The organism is Kitasatospora indigofera (assembly GCF_014655955.1).
Lineage (GTDB): Bacteria > Actinomycetota > Actinomycetes > Streptomycetales > Streptomycetaceae > Kitasatospora > Kitasatospora indigofera.
The window spans coordinates 1-18,210 of record NZ_BNBO01000021.1; the positions used below are offsets into that span (position 1 = coordinate 1).

Sequence of the window (18,210 nt, forward strand, 5' to 3'; positions counted from 1 at the left end):
GCAGCCGGCGGCGGGCCGCCGTGCGCATCAGGGCCTTCGCGTACCTGGCCTCCTCGGGGGCCAGGTCCCGCAACACCTCGTTCGCGACCGCCAGCCGGGCCCGCCGCGAGATCGCGGACTCGCCGAAGGTCCCGGCGAACAGTTCCACGTCGATGCCGAGCGCCAGCTCGGCGAATTCGGAGGCCGTGGCGGCCTCCTGTCCTGCAACAATCAGTTTCACGGGTCCTTCTCCAGTTGGTGAGGGCCCAGTGGGGCGGCTTCTCTCCCGGCCAAGGTCAGGAAGCCGCCCCACCCTCGGGCTGAAGGGACCGCAGCCGGATCGGCCACGGTCGAGACCCGCAGCCGAAACCCGACGGGGCCGCTGCGGGGAAGATCCAAGAATCTTTGTGGGGCGTGGCCCGAAGGTCAGCCCACCACCGCGCGGCCCCTTTCGAGGGCCGTAGGACGGCAGCGTTGTCAAGGACGAGCGCTTCCCTGGCCGGCCCCCGAAGAGGCTGACTTCCGGACGCATTTGCGCAGCTGAGGGCAGCCCGACGAAGGGCTGTCAGTTCGCCAGCCTCGCCATGCGAGACATGTTGAACATGTCTCTTACGATGACGCTGAACCGACTCCCCGTCAAGTCCTTCGTTGATTGCGTCGAGGTCTCCCCGACTGCGCATCACTAGATTCGCGTCTTGGGGCATGTCGAGATACGGCGTCAGTGGACGGCCGCGAACCGACTTCGCTACGGTCAAGTCGTCCGGCATCGTCCAAGAGCCACCGCATCGTCCAGGGGAGGACGACATGGCCAATGAGCGGCTTCGAGGAGCGATCCTGGCAAGCAGCTTGACGGTTGAGCAGATCGCAGAGCGGCTCGGTGTCAGCGAGCGCACAGTAGAGCGATGGGTCGAGGCCAAGGATCAGCGCCGACCGTACCGGCGTTTCCAGTACGCCCTCGCGAATCTCCTGCAGCGCGACCTGTCGGACCTCTGGTCGGACGAGCAGAGCACCAGCCAGACAGCTGAGGCCGGCCGTGCCGAGCTGGTCAGGCTCTACCCACACCGTGCGGTGGTGCCAAAGGAGTTGTGGACCACGATCTACTCGGGCGCCACCCGGCAGTTCGACCTGGTCGTCTACGCCGGCTTCTGGCTCTCCGAAGATCCGCTCTTCTTCCGACTGATCAGGGAGAAGGCGAACGCAGGCGTGCCTGTTCGGATGATGCTCGGCGACCCGGACTCACCCCAGGTCGCGCAGCGCGGCGAGGACGAAGCGATCGGCCCCGCGATGGCCGGGAAGGTCCGCAACGCGCTGGCCAACTACGCACCGCTCTTCAAGGTGCCAGGAGTTGAGTTCCGCCTGCACTCGACCACGCTCTACAACTCGATCTACCGAGCCGATGACGAGATGCTGGTCAACGGCCACGTCTACGGCGTCGGCGCCTACCTGGCGCCCGTACTGCACCTCTCGCAGGTCCCCGGCGGGGAGCTTTTCAGTACGTACGCGGCGAGCATCGAGCGAATCTGGGAGAGTTCCCGAAGGATCACTTCTCCGAGGCTTGAAGACGAGGCGGCATGAGCCGGATCGACTACATCAACGACCCGAACGCACCGGCGGCGAACTCTGTGGTGCCGTCGGTCGTCGCAGTCGTTCAGGACGACGCCGGCCGGGTGCTCCTGATCCACAAGACGGATAACGGGCTGTGGGCCCTTCCCGGCGGTGGTCACGACATCGGTGAGTTCGTCGCCGACACGGTCGTACGCGAGGTGCACGAGGAGACCGGTATCGACGTTGAGGTCGTGACGGTCACGGGTCTGTACACCGACCCGGGTCATCTCATGGCTTACGACGACGGTGAGGTCCGGCAGCAGTTCTCGATCTGCTTCCGGGCAAGGCCCATCGGCGGAGACCTTCGGACGAGCGAGGAATCGAAAGAGGTCCGCTGGGTGAACCCGGCGGACCTCGGTCGCCTCGCCATTCATCCGTCCATGCGGCTCCGGATCCAGCATGCGCTCGACCCGGACCGCGTTCAGCCGTACATCGGCTAGGCCGCAGGGCCGACCATCGTCACCCTGTCCGCAATGCGCCGGGCTGCCGCGTGGATCTCCGGCTCCGCCCGGCGAATGAACCGCCCGACGATGCTGTCCGGCCCGTACCGGCCGACGATCTCGGCGACCCTCGCCGGCGTCGTCGTCGGTGTGCCGTCCGGCGTGGTGGTCATGTCGCAATAGATCAACGCATCGACCAACCCGGGCTCCTCAAGCGGGAACTCGGCTTCAAGTTCATCGCGCAGCCCTCGCTCCTCCGCCTCCAGCAACGCACAGGAGTGGTGGGCGACGAGCCGTACGATCCGCTCGTCCACCCGCTCCACGTTGCGGAGAAACCGCGCGCCGTCGAGTGGGTGAAAGCCAGTGTCGGTGATGCGGGGTGAGTACCCGATGTCGTGCAGCACGGCGGCGGCTTCAAGCAGTTCGGCATCCGGCCCGAGGATCGGCGCCAGCGCGCGAGCCCGGCCGGCCACTCCCTGAGAGTGGGCCCAGCGGCGGGGAAGGTCGTCGGCGAGAAGTGCTTCAGTAAGGTCGTAGGCCCACACGATGGCGTCCATTCCTAGGAGATGGGTGGTGCGACGTTCGGGCCGGGCAACGTGCGGACAAAGCGACCTTTACCCTGCCGGACTTCCAGTACGCCAGCGCCTTCGAGCTGTGCCAGTGCGCGGCGTACGGTGCCCCGGGACGCGTCGGTCAGCTTGCAGAGGTCGCTCTCCGAGGGAAACTCGTCGCCTGGTGTCAGCCCTTCTTCGACGATCACAGCGGCGATCCGGTCGTAGACCGTGGGTCCGGCCGGCGCTGCCGCTACCGTTCTGCGGGTGCCCTGACGGGAGCGGATCAGGCCTTCGTCTGTCAGAATCTTGAGCGCGCGTCCGACCGTGCTCCGAGCCACGCCGAACCGCGCCATGAGCTCGGCCTCGGACGGCAGGGCTGACAGCCCGGAACCGTCGCCGATCTCGACACGCAACGCCTCGGCGATCTGTAGGTACGTGCCGCGCGGACTCCGGTCGCTCACTGGCCACCCCTTCCTCGTCCTGTGGTCTCCGGCCGCGATGACGGATGTCGTGGCGCGAGGGCCATCATTGTCGGCCTGGCCATTATGGCTGAGGTTGTGCAGGGACCTCGCGATCATCTAACAGCCATGGCCAGTCTTCGCTGTGCTACCGGGAGCCCCAACCCACACAGGATTCTGAGTCACCCTTCCACTGCGGGCTCCCCGGACTGGAGATGTTGATCACCTTGTGTACGGGTGTCCTGATTTCCTGGTCTGCCCCGTGAGCAGCAAAGAGGTGCATGTATCGCCCGGACGGGCCGCAGCTTGTGTCCGGTTATCCCTCCGGAGGGTTATCGAAACCCGCACGGGTTCTATCTCCTGGGCCTCGTCCAGCCCGCGCGGTCGGGTTCACCATCGATGGGCGAGGGTTGGCTCGTCGCCCTTAGGGATCACTAGATATTGATCTTGCAAAAGCTTTGACGGTTCGGAGGTCTCGCGGTATAGCTGATGCATGATCGCCATTGATCCACTTGAGGCTCTAGAACTGCCGGTAGACGAGCTTGCCCTTCTGGTTCTGGCTGACATGATCAGAGCCAAGACATGGAGTGCCTACAACTACACCCTGAGCTACACGTCTGATGCGACCTATCGCATTTGTCCCGGAGCGCCAGAGGCTATTGCTGAGGCCGTTGAATGGCTGCGGGCTAACGGCATGATCGCAGCCAAGCCAGGTGATGGCGCCAGTCAGGCGATCTTCATTACACGTCGTGGCATCGAGGCATCGAAGCAGGACGTGCGCGCCGCCCGCAGCATTAGCCGGCTGCAAGGCAACCTGCACCCACTCATCGAGCGAAAGGCGCGCCGTCAGTTTCTGCTTGGTGAGTACGAGAATGCCATCTTCGTGTCCATGAAGGCCATTGAAGTCCGAGTCCGAGAATTGGGTGGATACGGCCACGACGTTGTCGGGGTGGACCTGATGACCCGTGCCTTTAAGCCGGGCGGCCCCTTGGCTGATTCGGCAGCGCCGGGCGGCGAAGTTGAGGGCACTATGGCCCTATTCCGTGGTGCTTATGCCGTGCTTCGCAACCCGTCGGGCCATCGTGAGGTGTCGTTCGAAGATGTAACTGAAGCATCCGAGGCCGTGATGACGGCCAGTTTGCTGATGCGCATGCTTGATAAGATTTCCGAGCGGCTTGCCTGAGTTGCCGTGTGATATCAGGTGTAGCGAGCTATTCGGTGAGGCCAACAGGCTGCCCGCCCATGCTTGCAATGTGCGATACGACGGTGCGTATATAACCACACTGTGCGGTCAGTAGGTCCAAGAGCCCAAAGTCGCGTCCGTCTGAAAGTGCCACCTGAACTTGGGCTTGGAGCTGTAGGGCACCCTTGATTTGCGCAATAGCTCCTTTGGTATTGCCTCGCAAGAGGAGTTCGCCGTCTTGAAGCAATGGTGCGAATACTTCGTTGTCGGGCGGCACGCTGGCGGCTGCGCCAGCCTCCGTCTGAAATTCCACGGTCATTTCGTGACCCAAGGATCCCCATTGCATGAGCGGCTTCACTTGCAGATGATGCTTATCTTTATTGTCAAGCAAGCTTAGAATTACCAGCAGGTCTTGCGAGACGGAGCCGGCGTCCTCCTTTAGTCGATGGAATGGCTGGATGGATTCGATGGCATCGCGATAGCTTTGCGGCAAGGCGGAAATTTTGCCTTGAGTTGCAGGGGAGTGCCAATCGGCCTCATTTTGACAGATTGGGAAATAAATTTCCCTTAGGGTCCTGGGTCGCGAAATGCCCGACTGAATAGCTATCGAGGTGGCAAAATTGTCCAGCGTTGCCCTCAGGTGGTGAATTGCCTCGCTAAACTGAAGGCCCCACAGTCCCATCGGCATCTGCTCGCGGACCTTGAGTCGAAGTTCCCAACTCATGCGATCCGAGGCGATGCTTGCTTCTGCACCCACATGGCCAGCCGCAACCCAAGCTTGAATGTCCTCGCTCAGTTGCCTGCCCAAGTACTCGGCACGGTCGATCCGGGCAAACTGATCCGTAAAGTCCACAGCTTTACCCTTCCCTAGGACGCCTCACGGCCTTTCGCCAGCATAGTGCGAATTGTGATGACCGCAGCGACTTCTTCAAGACTCAGATTCTGACGGGCTCGATGTCTCGGTACTGCTTCCGAGGGCCGCAGCCAGTCGGCGTAGTTTGTCCATGTATCGGACCCACTACTGCAGCGACCCCAACCTACCGGCATCGAATCCGGTGGTTCTGTTGGTCGCCGCCGCCCTCAAGACCGCTAATCGGGCTGTCGGGCTATCCGATGACGATCGCTGAGCTGCGTATCGGGGCTGGATAGAACCCCTGGTGACCTGCCAGTAGAGATAAGCGCATCAAGGTAGTTGCGGATGCTAAGGGTGTCTGGGTGGGTGCCACCGAGGAGGCTCTCATATTGAGTGAGTACGGTCCTCAGTAGAGGGAGGGAGCGGTCCAGATCGCCCATCGAGGCGTAGGCAATGGCTAGGTAGTTGCGGCTGCTGAGGGTGTCTGGGTGGGTGTCACCGAGGAGATCCTCACGCTGAGTGAGTACGGTCCTCAGTAGAGGGAGGGAGCGCTCCAGATCGCCCATCGAGGCGTAGGCGGCGGCGAGGCTATCGCGGCTGCTGAGGGTGTCTGGATGGATGTCACCGAGGACGTTTTCACGTTGAGCGAGGACGCTCTCGAAGAGCGGGATCGAGAGGTTGGAATCTCCTGCCAATGCGTATGCGTCAGCGAGGCTATCGCGGCTGGTGATGGTGTTGGGGTGGGTGTCGCCGAGAACCTGCTCGAACTGGGCGAGGACGGTCTTGTGTAGCGGGATGGCGAGGTCGAGGTCTCCGGCCGCAGCATAGACGCCAGCGAGGCTTGTGCGACTGATCAGGGTGGTGGGGTGGGTGTCGCCGAGAGCCTGCTCGCACTGCGCGAGGACGGTCTCGTAGAGCGGGATGGCGAGGTCAAGGTTGCCGGCGGATGCGTATGTGTTGGCGAGGTTATTTCGAGTGACGAGGGTATGGGGGTGGGTATCGCCCAGAACCTGCACACACTGGGGAAGGACGGCCTCGTACAGGGCCATGGAGCGATCCGTATCCCCAGCCGCCCTATAGGCGTTGGCAAGGTTGTTGCGACTGCTAAGGGTGTCCGGGTGGATGTCGCCGAGGAGCCTCTCACGGTCGGCGAGGACTGACTCGTGCAATGGGACGGCGCGGGCCAGGTCTCCGGCCTGCCGGTAGGCCAGAGCGAGGTTATTGCGGCTGGTCAGGGTGTTGGGGTGGATGTCACCGAGAACTTGCTCGCACTGGGCGACGACGGCCGCGAGCAGAGGCGTGGCGCGGACGTAGCGGCCCTGTATATGCAGGTGCTGGGCGGCGACGTTGTAGCGGTCGGCCGCGCGGTCGCCACTGTGCCCCGCTGGTCGGGTGGTTGCGAGTGCGATCAAGTGGGGCATTACTGTATCCCAGGCCATGTCTGCGCCCGGGGTCGGGGCATCGAGGACCCTTACGATGACTTCCTCGGCTGCATGGCGCCCGGCCGGTGATCCGTCAGGTTCGGCCGGTGCAGTGGCGCGCAGAACCGCTTGGAGAAGGCGGTGGACGCTGACGGTGTGCCTGTCGACGGTGGCCATGCTGTAGGCGTTCAGGAGGCCGAGGGCTTCGTGGAGGTCGTCATTGTCGGCGTCGGGCGTCTCTAGAAGGCTGACGGAGACTTTGTCAGGGGCGAGCCAAGCGAGAGTATGCAGGACGTGGACGGATTGGGGGTTCCGTGCGGTGAGGGCTTTGATTGTCTGGGTCCAGATACGGGCGATGGTGCGTTCAGCGTCGATGCCGACGGCGGCCTTATCCAGCTTGGCTGACAGTCGTTGACGGTAGGCGTTGATTGTGATGTTGGGGTTCTGCCGGAGGTAGGCACCGGCCTGTTCCAGAGCGAGGGGCAGGTAGCCGAGTTCGGCCGCCAAGGCGCGGGCGTCCTGATGTTCCCGGGGCGTTATGACGCTGCCGGCAAACGCATAGGTGCAGATCAGGTCAGCGGATTTGTCGGCATCCAGGGCTCCCAGGGGGTGAGTCCGGATAGTGCGGGGCCATCCGGTGGCGCGGCGGCTGGTGATCAAGTGGTGCCCGCCATTGAGGGCGCCGAGGTAGGGGGCCAGGTCGCTGGGGTCCTCGACGTTGTCAAAGATCAGCAGCCACCCTGGATGCCATTGCAGCCAGGTCAGGGCCCAGGCGGCGCGTTCGTCGTGCGATGCCCCTCCAGCCCATGCTGGCACGAGCCGCAAGGCGAGGTCGCCGACGGACTGCTCGATGTGCGCGGAGGATTCGGCGTTGATCCACCAAATGAGGGCGTAGTCCTGACGGAACCGGTGGGCGTACGAAAGAGCGAGAGTGCTCTTCCCGATACCGCCGAGACCGTGGACAGCCGAGGTCTGGGTGATCGCGGTCCCGTTGGCCTCAGCGAATGTGTCGCGGAGGCAAGTGAGGGCGTCCTCGCGCCCGAGGCACAGGGGGAAGGGCGGCAAGTTGGTAAGGCTGGCCGGTGCTTGAATGTCGCGAGCGGCGTGGAGAGTCTCAGCGGGAAGCGCGGTCACCGAACCTGTGATCGCGGTTCCGATGGTCTGGGCAGCAACGGCTCTAGCACCGGTAGCGTCGTAGTGGGGGCCGGTCACTGCCCGATCCGGTGGCCGTCGCCGGTGATGGCGGTGGTGATGGTGTGGGCGGCGATGGACCGTTCCCCGGAGGCGGTGATGGTCACTGGCCCGGCGGCCGGTGCGGGGAGGAGATGGGCGAGTTCCTTGCGCAGGTCGGCATCTTCGCGAAGTGCCCGCTTGATTTGTTGCCGCAGTGCGGCCACAGCGTCCGTATTCTCAGGGTCCTGGGCAGCGTCCTGGACCGCGGCTTCCAGAGCAGCTTGCTCGGCCTGGGAGCCTCGGCGGAACACGGCGTGCAGGATGCGGCGGCCGAGGTTCGCGGTGGCCTCCACAGCAGCGTCCTCGGTCCGGGCCAGAACTGCGCCCCCATAGGCGCTCACCGCTGCGGTTAGGTAGGGGGTGGCCTGCCCCACCAGCTCCACGATCTCCGTGCTCATCGGCGTCTCCCTGGGCCTATGCGACTACCTTGCCGTATCTATGACGGAGCGTAGAGGCAATCGTCGTGCCTGAGTGAGGTGTTCGTGAAGGTTGGTCGGGGGTTGAAGCTAGCCCGGAGAGGGACGCTGAAGCGCCTCTGCCCTTGAGGGTGGAACAGGGGACAGAGGTTCTTGTGTCCCAGCTGTCCCGCTGTCCCAGCATGGCTGCTGACCTGCCGGTTTGGGGTGGGACAGGCCTGGGACTGCGCGCAGGAACAGGTGAGTGCAGCTCGGCAATTCCGACTGGCAAGTCCGTGATCGCGTCTGCCGTTGCTGACGGCAAGAACTGACGGCAACCCTGACAGACACAAGATGACGAACGAGGCCACCAGAGACCGATCCCTGGAGCGGCGCGCAAGGCCTTGTACGGCACCTTTGAACTCATGAACGAGCTTACAAAAGCAGATGTCGGCGGTTCGAAACCGTCCGCGCCCACTCCTTGAACGGACAGAACTGAGGCTGCGGCCCAGGCCGGGACACTTGTCCGGCCTGGGCCGCAGTCGTGTGCGGCATGAAGCCGTAGTTGCTCCGAGGGTGCCAGTGTCCGGCCGGCCGGTCCCGCCCCCTGAAATCCCCCCAAATGACGGCGATGACGTCGGTGCGAGTCGGCAGGAGTTGCGCCGGATGAGTTGGTCATCGACGGCGTCGAGCCGAGTCACCGGCTCCGGCTGTTCCGCTTCCCCAGCTGGCTCCAGACGTATCGGTGCCGGGCGATCCGGTAGATCTGCTCCTGCCGGGCGGGAGACAGGAGGGCCGGCCGAGCGGAAAGGGCCGAACCGATCAGCGCGGCATCGAGAACCTCCACCCGCTGGGCGTCCGCGCCATGGCTGATCTTCCGAGCCCCCACCACCGCGATCACCGGGTGGACGGGGACGTCGAACCCGCACCACCGTGAGAGCAGCCTGGCCGTGCGATCGGCTTCGAACTCGGAGTTCTGCAAGTAGGGGTGGCTGCTGCGGTTGATCTTCACCGCACCGTCGCCGACAAACACCGAAGCGTCGGGATGGTGCTTCGCGTTGACGGTGAAGACGCCCGGCGGCCCGATCACCACGTGATCGATGTCCGCCCCGGTGGGCAGCGGGATACCGTGCAGCACCTTCCAGCCGGCGGGCTTGAGGCTCTCCAGGAGACCACCGACGATCTCTTCTCCCGCAAGCCCCTTGAGACGCTGCTCGCCCCCCAGCGAGTCACCGACGAGCTTGGCGGCGACCCGCACCAGCCACTTGTGACGCTGCTCGTCAGCTCTGATCATCGACTGCAAGCCGGCACCGGGGCGGTTCCGGGCGAGGTCGTCCGCAGAGGTCAGCGGAGGCAGGACGGGCAGGCTCGGTGTGTGCGGTGGCGACGGCGGTTGTGGCGGGCGGACCGGCTGCCGCGTCGGGCCGGCGTTCGGCTTCACGGTTCGAGGTGGAATGGTCCGACCGCAGGTCCTGCACCACTCCTCGATCTTGGCGAGAGCTGCGGCTTCATACTCCCGATTGGTGATCGTCACCACGCCTGTTCGGCAGTCCAGCCACGCAACCGACTCGCCCTTCGCCCCCGGACGGTTGACGTACAAGCGATCCTTGCCCGGCCTACGCCACGGCCCGACCGTCAGTTCCTCCATGCTGCCCCCTCCAGATGCGCGACCCCTGACGCGAGATCAGCACGCCCGAGGTGGTGATGACAAGAACGCGATCAGCCAGGCTCGGCGCCGGACGCGGGACCGGAGGGGTGGGCAGGCGTAGATGGGCCGCGCGCCGGGCCGAAGAACGTAGCTGGGCGGCAAGCCCCGATGTGGCTGGGGCGGGCGGGTCCACGGCGGTACCCGACCTGCCCGGACCGGGCCCCCTACCGCGCCCTTGGTGTTCCGAGTCCCCTGGACACGTGACTCGTTGCGCTGTCTGCGGCGACCTCTATGATCCCGACAGACGGTCGGGGGAGCGCCGTCCGGAAGACATCAGGAGGGGACGATGCACGGACGGATGAGGATCTTCAGGGTTCTGGGGGCGGCGGCGACTGCGGCCGGGCTGCTGGTGGGGGCGGGAACGACGCCGGCGAGTGCGGCGACGCCCCATCCCCTGCGGAACCACAACAGCGGGAAGTGCCTGGAGATCGCGGACTGGCGTACCGACAACGGTGCCCCCGCCAGGCAATGGGACTGCACAGGTGGGGCGAACCAGCAGTGGCTCACCAGTGAGAGCAGCACCGGGACCTTCTTCATCAACCAGTACAGCGGGAAGTGCCTGGAGATCGCCGACTGGCGTACCGACAACGGTGCCCCCGCCAGGCAGTGGGACTGCACCGGCGGGACGAACCAGGCCTGGAGTTACCGCGAAGTGGGGCCTGGGATACCACCTGACGGCAGCGTCGCGGAGTATCTGCTGAATCTGCACAGCTTCAGACTTCTGGAGATCGCGGACTGGCGTACCGACAACGGTGCCCCTGCCAGGCAATGGAACTCGGAGGGGCGGCAGGCGAACATGGAGTGGGACTACTGCTACCCGTGGATCAGCTGCGCCTGGTAGCGACTAGGGGAGGGCGGGTTTGCCCGATGCCCCACTCAATCAGGGAATTGACGTCCCGCCTGCGGAGCCGTGTGTCTTCCGTTCCCCAGGTGGGTCCGGGCGGGTGGCCGGGTCCCACGCCCGAGTGGGTGGCCGCCGGCTCCGAGAGCTTGCATGTCAGTTGCCGACCGTAGGGTGCGCTCACGAGCGGGGTCGGGTGACCTTGATGCTGGAGGCCGGACGTGTTGTTGGAGAACAAGACCGCCGTCGTCTACGGCGCGGGTGGTGCCGTCGGCCGGGCGGTGTCCCGGGCCTTTGCCCGGGAGGGGGCGTGGGTCTTTCTCACCGGTCGCAGGCTGGCAGGACTTGAGGAGTTGGCGGCTGAGATCAGGGCCGCCGGTGGCCGGGCGGAGGTCGCCCGGGTCGATGCGCTCGACCGGGACGAGGTTGAGCGGCATGCCGCGGAGGTGGTCGAGGCGGCCGGTGGGATCGACATCTCCGTCAATGCGGTCAGCATCCGTGGGGACTTGCAGGGCACGCCGCTCGTGGGGCTGTCCTTGGAGGACTTCCTCGCGCCGGTGAACACCGCCGCGACGGCGAATTTCCTCACCGCGACGACCGCCGCCCGGCGGATGGCCGAGCAGGGATCGGGTGTGATCCTGACCTTTTCGACCGCCGCGTCCCGGCTCTCCGGGCGTGACCAGGGTTTTCACGCGACCGGGGGCTTCGGTGTCGCCTGTGGCGCGGTGGAGCTGCTGTCGCGGCATCTGGCGGGCGAGGTGGGGCCGTTGGGGGTGCGCGTGGTCTGTCTCCGGCCGGACGGGATTCCGGATGCCTGGGTGACCTGGGGCATGATCGAGGATGCGGCGCCCGATCCGGAGGGCAGTTCGACGGTCAAGGCCTACATGGAGCGTGGCACAGCGCTGCGACGGCTGCCGAGGCTGGCCGAAGTCGCCGACACGGCCGCCTTCATGGCGTCCGACCGGGCCGGCGCTGTCACGGGGACGGTGGTCAACCTCAGCTGCGGCTCCGTGATCGACTGAGCCTTGATCGACTGAGTCGTGCTCGACCGAGCCGTCGTCGACCGATGCCACCGCCTGTCGCCGCTGCGGCGGAGCCCGGGCCTGTCTGCCGCCCGGGGGCTCGTGCGTACGGGGAGAATGGAAGCGTGACGACAGACCCGCACCACCCCGTCGAGGCCGGCTCGTGCTGGGCCCGGCGCGTTCCGGGCTTTCCCCGGTTCGACCGTGACTTCCGGGTGACCGCCGTGCACACGAAGGACGGGGTCACGTACGTCGAGACCGAGCGGTTGGACACCGGCGGGCGGTCGAGGGGGCGGCTGGACGACGTACTCGAACACGCGACGCCCGTCGAGCTGTCCTGCCCTGGTGACCCGTCCGGCTCCCTTGAGCCGTCCGGCCGGGTCGAGCCGTCCGGCCCCGTCGAACCGTGGCGGAGCCCGTCCGGGCGGAACGGTGGTGCCGGTGGGGAGGGTGTGGCGCCGTCCGACGTCCTTCCCCTGTGTCCGAACCGATGACCGGACGCGTGCTGAGTGCTTCAATGGCCCCCGAAAGAGCGGTACTTGATCTGCGGGGGAGTGGGTACGAGGATGCGGAAGTCCTACTACGCGGCGCACGTCTACATGATCCTGGGCGTGGTCTCGGGGCTGTACTACCGGGAGTTCACCAAGGCCAACGACTTCGAGGGTGACACCCAACTGGCGCTGATCCACACGCACTTGCTGGCGCTGGGGATGCTGGGGTTCCTGATCGTGCTGGCCCTGGACAAGCTGTTCCAGCTGTCCGGGACGAGGCTGTTCACCGCCTTCTTCTGGTTCTACAACGCCGGGATCGGGATCACCGTCTCGATGATGTTCGTCCACGGCACCGAGACCGTGCTGGGCAGCAGCGTGCCGGAGGCCGTGTCGATGACGGCCGGGCTGGGGCACATCCTGCTCACGGTCGGGTTGATCCTGCTGTTCGTGCTGCTGGGCAAGCGCCTCAAGGAGCCGGCGGCGGCCGAGGCGAAGGAGTCGGCTTCGGCGCAGACCCCGGCCTGAGGGCGCGGCGGGGAGCGCGAAGGGGGACGGGCGCACCGCCTGATCGGACCCATCCGGGTGCGGGAGGGCGGAACCAGCGATCGGATAGGGGCATGGCTACTACTCAACGCTGGCTGGCGAAGTACTCCGAGCAGCTCATCCACCTGGCCGACGGCATCGATCCGAACGCGGCCGTCCAGTTCGTCCGCGAGGTGTACGAGGCCGGCCGGGCGGCGGGCATCGCCGAGGCGGAGAACGGGAAGCGCGAGTCCGAATAGCGGCGGGTGTCCGGTGCACGCGCCGGGCCCCGGACGGTGCGCGCCTGCCCGGGAGGGCGCTCGCACCGGCCGGGGCCCGGCGGCCGCCGTCCGGGGCTCACCCCGTGGACAGGGCCTCGGTGGGGGTGAGCCGGGCCGCCCGGGAGGCCGGGTAGAGGCCGGCGACGGCGCCGACCAGGGCCGAGGCGGCCACGGCGGCGGCCAGGGCTCCGCCGGGGATGGCGAAGGGCCAGTGCTTGGCGGCAGCGTAGCCGTAGGTGGCGACGCCGCCGAGGGCCGCGCCGGCCAGGCCGCCGAGCCCGGCCAGGGTGACCGCCTCGGTGAGGAACTGGGTGAGGATCTGGGCCCGGTTGGCCCCGAGGGAGCGTCGCAGGCCGATCTCCTGCCGGCGTTCCAGGACGGCGATGACCATGGTGTTGGCCACGCCGACGCCGCCGACCAGCAGGGCGACCGCGCCCAGGCCCAGCAGCAGGGCGTTGAAGGTGTTCCTGGCGGCGAGCTGGGCGGCCAGCGCGTCGGAGGGCCGGCTGACCTTGACCTCGTTGGGTCCTGCGGGGTTGACGGTCGGGGCCAGTACGTCGCGGACCTGTTCGACGGCGGACTCGGCGGTGCGGGTGTAGACCGTGGTGGGGTGGCCGTCGAAGCCGAGGTGTTCGGCCGCGGCCTGCCAGCCGACCAGGGCGGCGGTGTCGAGCTCGGGGGCCAGCGCCACCGGGTCGAGGATGCCGGTGACGGTGAACCACTGCTCGCCGAGCCGGACCAGGCCGCCCGGCCGCTCGACGGCCAGGCGGGCCGCGGCCTTCGAACCCAGTACGACGGTCGGGTACTTGCTGCTCGCGACGGTCAGGAACCGGCCGCTGCTCAGGTGGCCGCCGACGGTGTCGAGCAGGTTCTCGCGGGCGGCCAGGACGGCGATGCCACCGGTGATCCCCGCGTCGACGTGGTCGTTGCGGCGTACGGTCGCCCGGGTCTTCCCGGTCGCGGTGGCCGAGCTGACCGGGCCGATGCGTCGCACCATCGCATCGGCGTCGGTGGGGAGCGGGCTGTCCTTGCCGGTGAAGCTCTGGCCCGGGCCGACGGTGAGCAGGTTGGTGCCCAGCTTGGCTATCTGGGCTGCGAGTTGGGCCTGACTGGAGGTGCCGATGCCGATCACGGCGACCATCGCCGCGACACCGATGGCGATGCCGAGGGCGGAGAGCACGGCCCGCAGTTTGCGGCCGCGCAGGCCGGAGACGCCGACGGCCAGGGCGTCGCGGGGCCGGAGCCGGGCCGGCCTCGGCAGCGGGTGGGCGGTCCGGGCGGTGTGCTCCGGACCGTCCGGTGAGGGCCTGCTCGACGCGGGGGCGGCGGCGGTGGCGGTGGCGGCGGTGGTGGTGGGAGAGGTGGCCGGGGTGCTCATGCGACCGCCTTCGTCGTGGTGTCCTCGCGGATCCGGCCGTCCAGGATCCGCACCCGGCGGGGCAGGCCGGCGGCGAGCTGCGGATCGTGGGTGATGACCGCGATCGTTGTTCCCTCGGCGTTGAGCTCGCGCAGGAGTTGGACGACCGAGGCGCCCGAGGCGGAGTCCAGAGCGCCGGTGGGCTCGTCGGCGAGGACGATCTGCGGCCGGGCGACCAGGGCGCGGGCGATCGCGGTGCGCTGGCGTTCGCCGCCGGACAGCTCGTGCGGGCGGTGGCCGAGCCGGTGCCCGAGGCCGACCCGCTCCAGCGCCTCGGCGGCCTGCCGGCGGCGCCGGGTGTGGCGGACACCCTGGTAGAGCAGTCCGGTGGCGACGTTGTCCAGTGCGCTGAGGTGCGGGGAGAGGAAGAACTGCTGGAACACGAAGCCGATCCAGTGCGCCCGGACGGCCGACAGGCGGCGGTCGGAGAGCCTGGCGATGTCGTGCCCGAGCACCTCGACGCTGCCCGAGCTGGGCCGGTCGAGGGTGCCCATCAGGTTGAGCAGCGTCGACTTGCCGGAGCCGGACGGGCCGACGATGGCCAGGAGTTCGCCCTGGCGGATGGTGAGGTCGGCGCTGTCGAGGGCGGTCAGGCCGCCGCGGTAGGTCTTCGAGGCCCCGCGCAGCGCGATCACCGCGGGGGACGGGCCGGGGAGCCGCCCGTCGAGCAGACCGGGGGCCGGGTCGGGCAGCGGGTCGGGCAGGAGGTCGGGCGACCGGTCGGGCAGCGGGTCGGGCGCAGCGCTCATGGGCTCGGCACCAGCACCTTCTGGTCCTCGCGCAGGCCCTCGCCGCCGATCTCCACCCGGCCGTTGGCGAACAGGCCGGGCTTCACCCCGATCAGTCGCCGGCTGCCCGCCGCCTCGACCACCTCCACGGCGTACCCGCCCTCGGCCAGCGCCACCAGGGCGTTGACCGGTACGGACAGGACGTCCTTGCGGCTCCGGCTGGTGAAGCCGACCGTGACGGGGGCGCCGTCCAGGGTGCCCGCGTCCTCGGGCTTGTCCAGCGCCACCAGGACCTGGACGGTGGCCTTGCCGCCGCCGCCCAGGCCCGGACCGGGGTTCTCCTCCTTGGCGGCCACGGTGCCGATCGAGGTGATCGTGCCCGCGGTCGAGCTGCCGTCGGGCAGCCGCACGGTCACCTTGTCGCCCTGCTTGGCCAGGGTCTGCTTGTCGACCGGCAGGTTGACGCTGATCTGGCGGCCGGTGCCGGAGACGGCGGCGACCTCGCCCTGTGCGGGCGCGCCCACGACCACCTTGACGGCGGTGATCCGGACCGGGCCCGGCTGGACCACGATCGCGGACGGGTCGACCCGGCCGGTCTGCGGCACCCCGAGGGACTTCTGCCAGCGTTTGACGGCGGCGGTGGTCGCGTCGGTGAACTTCTCGTCCGCCTGGAGGTCCTTGCCGAAGCCGAGGGCGGCGAGGTTCTGCTCCAGGAGGCGGACGTCCGGGCCGTCCGGGACGCCCTTGGCGAGGGCTCGCCAGAGCGGTGCCTCGCCCTGGAAGAGCGGCACGGGACGGCCGTTGACGTGGTAGACGGTGTCGCCGCGCTTGAAGGAGTCGCCGACCTTGGGCAGCCCGGTGAACAGGCGGGTGCCCGAGTCCTGGTCGTCCGCGTCCGGTCCGGCGCCGCCCTTCGGGCCGCCCGACGGGCTCGGCGAGGACGGGCCGCCGCCCTGCGGCCGGGGAGCGCCGCCGGGGCCGGCGCCCTGGCCCGGGCCCTGACCCGATCCCTTGTCCGGGGCCGGCGCCGGAGCCTGGGCGTACAGCGATCCGGTGCCGGTGTAGCCGAGCGTCCCGTCCACGTCGGCGGTCACCGTCAGGTCGCCCCGGACGATCGGCGTGGTCGTCCCGTGCTCCTCGGGCCGGGCGGCGGCCTTCCCGGGGCCGCCGGGAGCGAGCACCACGGCCCCGCCGGCCCCGAGGGCGGCGAGCACGGCGACGGCGGCGATCACGAAGGCCCGGGTACGGGTGCCCCGGCGGCCGCGCCCGGTCGGGGCGGCGGCGGAGGGCAGGTCGTCCGGGGCGGTGCCGCCGGCCGGCCGCCGGCCGGTGCCGGCCGCGGGATCGGTCCCTGGGCCGGCTACGTGGTCGGCCACGGGGTAGCTCACGGGATCGGTCACGGGATCGGTCACGGGATCGGTCACGGGGCCACCACCGTTGCCGCGCCGAGGGCGCCGCCCGCGCAGGCCTGCATGGCCTTCTCCATGGTGTCCTTGTCGGCGTTGTCGCTGCCGAGGGTCAGCCCGCCCTCCTCGCCCGGCTTGGGGTCGGGCATGTCGACGCCGTGGTCCCGCATGCAGCGCGCCAGTTGCAGCCCCCGTTCGCGCTGCTCCGCCTTGTCCTTCTCGGAGAGCACACCGCCGTTCGGGAGCCACTTGCGGCAGGCTTCGTCGGCGGCCTGCATCTTCTCCGCCTCCGCGCTGCCGGCGGCGTCCGCCGGCCGGGCGGCCATCGCCGGCATGCTGCCGTCGGCGTTCGGGTCGGGCATGTCGACGCCGTGCTCGCGCATGCAGCCGGCGAACTTCACCATGTCGCCCTTCTCGCCGGCGGCGGCCTGCGCCGGAGCGCCCGACGAGGCCCCCTTGCCGGCGAGCGAGGCGACCTTGTCGCCGCGGCCCGAGCCGTCGCCGGCGGAGCAGGACGAGAGCAGCAGGACGGTGCCGAGCGCCAGCGCGGTGGCACCAAGCACCGCGAGCCTGAGCCGGCCGGTGTACCGGCCGGCGCCGTCCGGGAGGTGGTCGGAGGTGGTGTGACAGCTGCCGTGACGGTCGTGGTCGCGTTCGCCGGGGTTCCGCATCGCGAGGTCCCTTCGCCCGGGGCGGCCCGTTGCCGCCCGGCATGCGGCAGTTCTACGGAAGGGCCGGTTCGGGCCCGGTTCGGGCGGTGCTAACCGGGAGCTAACCCCCTGCGGCGGATGCTGTCCGGAGCCGGGAGCGGCGGGCCGTGACGTGCGGATGCGCGCCAGGGCCGTCCGCCGGACGCCGCACGGAAGCCGGAAGCCGGAAGCCGGAAGCCGGAAGCCGGACGGCCCGGTGGACGGCCGACGGGCCCGGACCGGGCGGAGACACGCATGACCAGACCGAAAACGCTCATGACCAGAGGGGTCGAACACGGATGAAGGTGCTCATCGTCGAGGACGAGGCGGAGCTGGCCGACCTGCTCGCCGACGGACTGCGCCGGCAGGGCTTCTCGGTCGACACCGCCGGCGACGGCGCGCAGGCGCTCTCCCGGGCGGCCGGCGCCTCGTACGACGTCGTCGTGCTGGACCGGGACCTGCCCGTCCTGCACGGCGACGCCGTGTGCCGCACGCTGGTCGCCACGGGCCACGGGGCCCGGATCCTGATGCTGACCGCCTCCGGATCGCTGGCCGAACGGGTCGACGGGCTGAACCTGGGCGCCGACGACTACCTCGCCAAGCCCTTCGCGTACACCGAACTCGTCGCCCGCGTCCACGCCTTGGCCCGGCGCGGCGGTGCGGGGGCGCGGAGCACCGTGCTGGCGCGGGACGGCGTCGTCCTGGACACCCAGCGGCACCTGGCCGAACGGGACGGGCGACTGCTGCGTCTCAGCCCGAAGGAGATGCTCATCCTCGAACTGCTGCTGGCCGCCGACGGTGGTGTGGTCACCCATGGGGACCTGCTGGACGAGGCGTGGGAGGAGGCCGTCGACCCGCGCAGCACGGTGGTGAAGGTCGCCATCCACGGGCTGCGCCGCAAACTGGGCGAACCGCCGCTGATCGAGAGCGTGCCCGGGATCGGATACCGGCTGTGAGCGCGGGTGCGGGCGCGGGCACGGGGCC

The 18,210-nt window shown here is 68.4% G+C and carries 19 protein-coding genes; 8 read left to right on the forward strand and 11 right to left on the reverse strand.

The features are described 5' to 3' along the window. A partial coding sequence (locus IE329_RS19050) for a hypothetical protein (protein ID WP_190212127.1) occupies nt 1–220 on the reverse strand: 220 nt, incomplete at its 3' end. A 563-nt stretch (nt 221–783) separates the two neighbouring features. Between IE329_RS19050 and IE329_RS19055 the strand changes: the two genes are divergently transcribed. Both IE329_RS19055 and IE329_RS19060 read left to right on the forward strand, forming a co-directional pair. Next, nucleotides 784–1,554 (forward strand): helix-turn-helix domain-containing protein, encoded by a 771-nt coding sequence (locus IE329_RS19055; RefSeq protein WP_190212128.1) that lies wholly within the window; start codon nt 784–786, stop codon nt 1,552–1,554. Continuing rightward, the gene (locus IE329_RS19060) at nt 1,551–2,024 is read left to right on the forward strand and encodes an NUDIX domain-containing protein (protein WP_190212129.1); all 474 of its coding nucleotides are present in this window, start codon (nt 1,551–1,553) and stop codon (nt 2,022–2,024) included. Before IE329_RS19055 ends, IE329_RS19060 begins: the two co-directional genes overlap by 4 nt. Here the strand turns inward: IE329_RS19060 and IE329_RS19065 are convergent. Then, on the reverse strand, nt 2,021–2,581 hold the full coding sequence (locus IE329_RS19065) for an HD domain-containing protein (RefSeq protein WP_190212130.1): 561 nt from the start codon (nt 2,579–2,581) through the stop codon (nt 2,021–2,023). The genes IE329_RS19060 and IE329_RS19065 overlap by 4 nt on opposite strands. A gap of 2 nt (nt 2,582–2,583) precedes the next feature. Beyond that, the gene (locus tag IE329_RS19070; RefSeq protein ID WP_190212131.1) at nt 2,584–3,039 is read right to left on the reverse strand and encodes a GntR family transcriptional regulator; all 456 of its coding nucleotides are present in this window, start codon (nt 3,037–3,039) and stop codon (nt 2,584–2,586) included. A 490-nt stretch (nt 3,040–3,529) separates the two neighbouring features. Between IE329_RS19070 and IE329_RS19075 the strand changes: the two genes are divergently transcribed. Next, complete coding sequence (locus IE329_RS19075; protein ID WP_190212132.1) at nt 3,530–4,219, forward strand: TIGR02391 family protein; 690 nt, start codon at nt 3,530–3,532, stop codon at nt 4,217–4,219. Between the two features lie 28 nt (nt 4,220–4,247). Here the strand turns inward: IE329_RS19075 and IE329_RS19080 are convergent, their stop codons facing one another. The 4 genes from IE329_RS19080 to IE329_RS19095 all read right to left on the reverse strand — a co-directional run bounded on the left by IE329_RS19080 (nt 4,248) and on the right by IE329_RS19095 (nt 9,769). Continuing rightward, nucleotides 4,248–5,072 carry a hypothetical protein gene (locus IE329_RS19080; protein ID WP_190212133.1) on the reverse strand — a complete coding sequence of 275 codons (825 nt, stop codon included), beginning with the start codon at nt 5,070–5,072 and terminating at the stop codon, nt 4,248–4,250. A gap of 236 nt (nt 5,073–5,308) precedes the next feature. Beyond that, entirely contained in the window at nt 5,309–7,705 is a 2,397-nt protein-coding gene (locus IE329_RS19085) for a tetratricopeptide repeat protein (protein WP_190212134.1), read from the reverse strand. Then, on the reverse strand, nt 7,702–8,124 hold the full coding sequence (locus IE329_RS19090) for a hypothetical protein (RefSeq protein WP_190212135.1): 423 nt from the start codon (nt 8,122–8,124) through the stop codon (nt 7,702–7,704). The genes IE329_RS19085 and IE329_RS19090 overlap by 4 nt, the downstream gene beginning before the upstream one ends. Nucleotides 8,125–8,818: 694 nt before the next feature. Continuing rightward, nucleotides 8,819–9,769, reverse strand: coding sequence for a nuclease-related domain-containing protein (locus IE329_RS19095; RefSeq protein ID WP_190212136.1), 951 nt, complete (start codon nt 9,767–9,769; stop codon nt 8,819–8,821). 358 nt (nt 9,770–10,127) lie between these two features. Here IE329_RS19095 and IE329_RS19100 point away from each other — a divergent pair, with 358 nt between their 5' ends. The 4 genes from IE329_RS19100 (at nt 10,128) to IE329_RS19115 (ending at nt 12,965) form a co-directional block, all read left to right on the forward strand. Continuing rightward, entirely contained in the window at nt 10,128–10,670 is a 543-nt protein-coding gene (locus tag IE329_RS19100; RefSeq protein ID WP_190212137.1) for an RICIN domain-containing protein, read from the forward strand. A gap of 221 nt (nt 10,671–10,891) precedes the next feature. After that, nucleotides 10,892–11,692, forward strand: a complete 801-nt coding sequence (locus IE329_RS19105) for an SDR family NAD(P)-dependent oxidoreductase (protein ID WP_190212138.1) — start codon at nt 10,892–10,894, stop codon at nt 11,690–11,692. A gap of 566 nt (nt 11,693–12,258) precedes the next feature. Beyond that, entirely contained in the window at nt 12,259–12,708 is a 450-nt protein-coding gene (locus tag IE329_RS19110; RefSeq protein WP_190212139.1) for a DUF2871 domain-containing protein, read from the forward strand. 92 nt (nt 12,709–12,800) lie between these two features. Then, nucleotides 12,801–12,965: a hypothetical protein gene (locus tag IE329_RS19115; RefSeq protein ID WP_190212140.1), complete on the forward strand. Its 165-nt coding sequence runs from the start codon at nt 12,801–12,803 to the stop codon at nt 12,963–12,965. A 97-nt stretch (nt 12,966–13,062) separates the two neighbouring features. Here IE329_RS19115 and IE329_RS19120 read toward each other — a convergent pair whose 3' ends face one another. The 4 genes from IE329_RS19120 to IE329_RS19135 are packed head-to-tail and all read right to left on the reverse strand — an operon-like array spanning nt 13,063 to nt 17,208. Next, complete coding sequence (locus IE329_RS19120) at nt 13,063–14,364, reverse strand: ABC transporter permease (RefSeq protein WP_190212141.1); 1,302 nt, start codon at nt 14,362–14,364, stop codon at nt 13,063–13,065. Then, nucleotides 14,361–15,152 carry an ABC transporter ATP-binding protein gene (locus IE329_RS19125; RefSeq protein ID WP_190212142.1) on the reverse strand — a complete coding sequence of 264 codons (792 nt, stop codon included), beginning with the start codon at nt 15,150–15,152 and terminating at the stop codon, nt 14,361–14,363. Before IE329_RS19125 ends, IE329_RS19120 begins: the two co-directional genes overlap by 4 nt. Continuing rightward, a complete protein-coding gene (locus IE329_RS19130; RefSeq protein ID WP_190212143.1) occupies nt 15,149–16,555 on the reverse strand; it encodes a peptidoglycan-binding protein in 1,407 nt (468 codons plus the stop codon). The genes IE329_RS19125 and IE329_RS19130 overlap by 4 nt, the downstream gene beginning before the upstream one ends. Continuing rightward, on the reverse strand, nt 16,552–17,208 hold the full coding sequence (locus IE329_RS19135) for a hypothetical protein (RefSeq protein ID WP_190212144.1): 657 nt from the start codon (nt 17,206–17,208) through the stop codon (nt 16,552–16,554). Before IE329_RS19135 ends, IE329_RS19130 begins: the two co-directional genes overlap by 4 nt. Before the next feature lie 317 nt (nt 17,209–17,525). On the opposite strand from IE329_RS19135, the gene IE329_RS19140 reads away from it, so the two are divergent. After that, nucleotides 17,526–18,182 carry a response regulator transcription factor gene (locus tag IE329_RS19140; RefSeq protein ID WP_190212145.1) on the forward strand — a complete coding sequence of 219 codons (657 nt, stop codon included), beginning with the start codon at nt 17,526–17,528 and terminating at the stop codon, nt 18,180–18,182. The last annotated feature ends 28 nt before the right edge of the window (nt 18,183–18,210 follow it).

Excerpts from the sequence above, each read along its gene's own strand:
- IE329_RS19055 (WP_190212128.1), top strand. The coding sequence starts at position 784 with ATGGCCAATGAGCGGCTTCGAGGAGCGATCCTGGCAAGCAGCTTGACG.
- IE329_RS19060 (WP_190212129.1), top strand. The coding sequence starts at position 1,551 with ATGAGCCGGATCGACTACATCAACGACCCGAACGCACCGGCGGCGAAC.
- IE329_RS19065 (WP_190212130.1), bottom strand. The coding sequence starts at position 2,581 with ATGGACGCCATCGTGTGGGCCTACGACCTTACTGAAGCACTTCTCGCC.
- IE329_RS19075 (WP_190212132.1), top strand. The coding sequence starts at position 3,530 with ATGATCGCCATTGATCCACTTGAGGCTCTAGAACTGCCGGTAGACGAG.
- IE329_RS19090 (WP_190212135.1), bottom strand. The coding sequence starts at position 8,124 with ATGAGCACGGAGATCGTGGAGCTGGTGGGGCAGGCCACCCCCTACCTA.
- IE329_RS19095 (WP_190212136.1), bottom strand. The coding sequence starts at position 9,769 with ATGGAGGAACTGACGGTCGGGCCGTGGCGTAGGCCGGGCAAGGATCGC.
- IE329_RS19100 (WP_190212137.1), top strand. The coding sequence starts at position 10,128 with ATGAGGATCTTCAGGGTTCTGGGGGCGGCGGCGACTGCGGCCGGGCTG.
- IE329_RS19110 (WP_190212139.1), top strand. The coding sequence starts at position 12,259 with ATGCGGAAGTCCTACTACGCGGCGCACGTCTACATGATCCTGGGCGTG.
- IE329_RS19115 (WP_190212140.1), top strand. The coding sequence starts at position 12,801 with ATGGCTACTACTCAACGCTGGCTGGCGAAGTACTCCGAGCAGCTCATC.
- IE329_RS19120 (WP_190212141.1), bottom strand. The coding sequence starts at position 14,364 with ATGAGCACCCCGGCCACCTCTCCCACCACCACCGCCGCCACCGCCACC.
- IE329_RS19125 (WP_190212142.1), bottom strand. The coding sequence starts at position 15,152 with ATGAGCGCTGCGCCCGACCCGCTGCCCGACCGGTCGCCCGACCTCCTG.
- IE329_RS19135 (WP_190212144.1), bottom strand. The coding sequence starts at position 17,208 with ATGCGGAACCCCGGCGAACGCGACCACGACCGTCACGGCAGCTGTCAC.
- IE329_RS19140 (WP_190212145.1), top strand. The coding sequence starts at position 17,526 with ATGAAGGTGCTCATCGTCGAGGACGAGGCGGAGCTGGCCGACCTGCTC.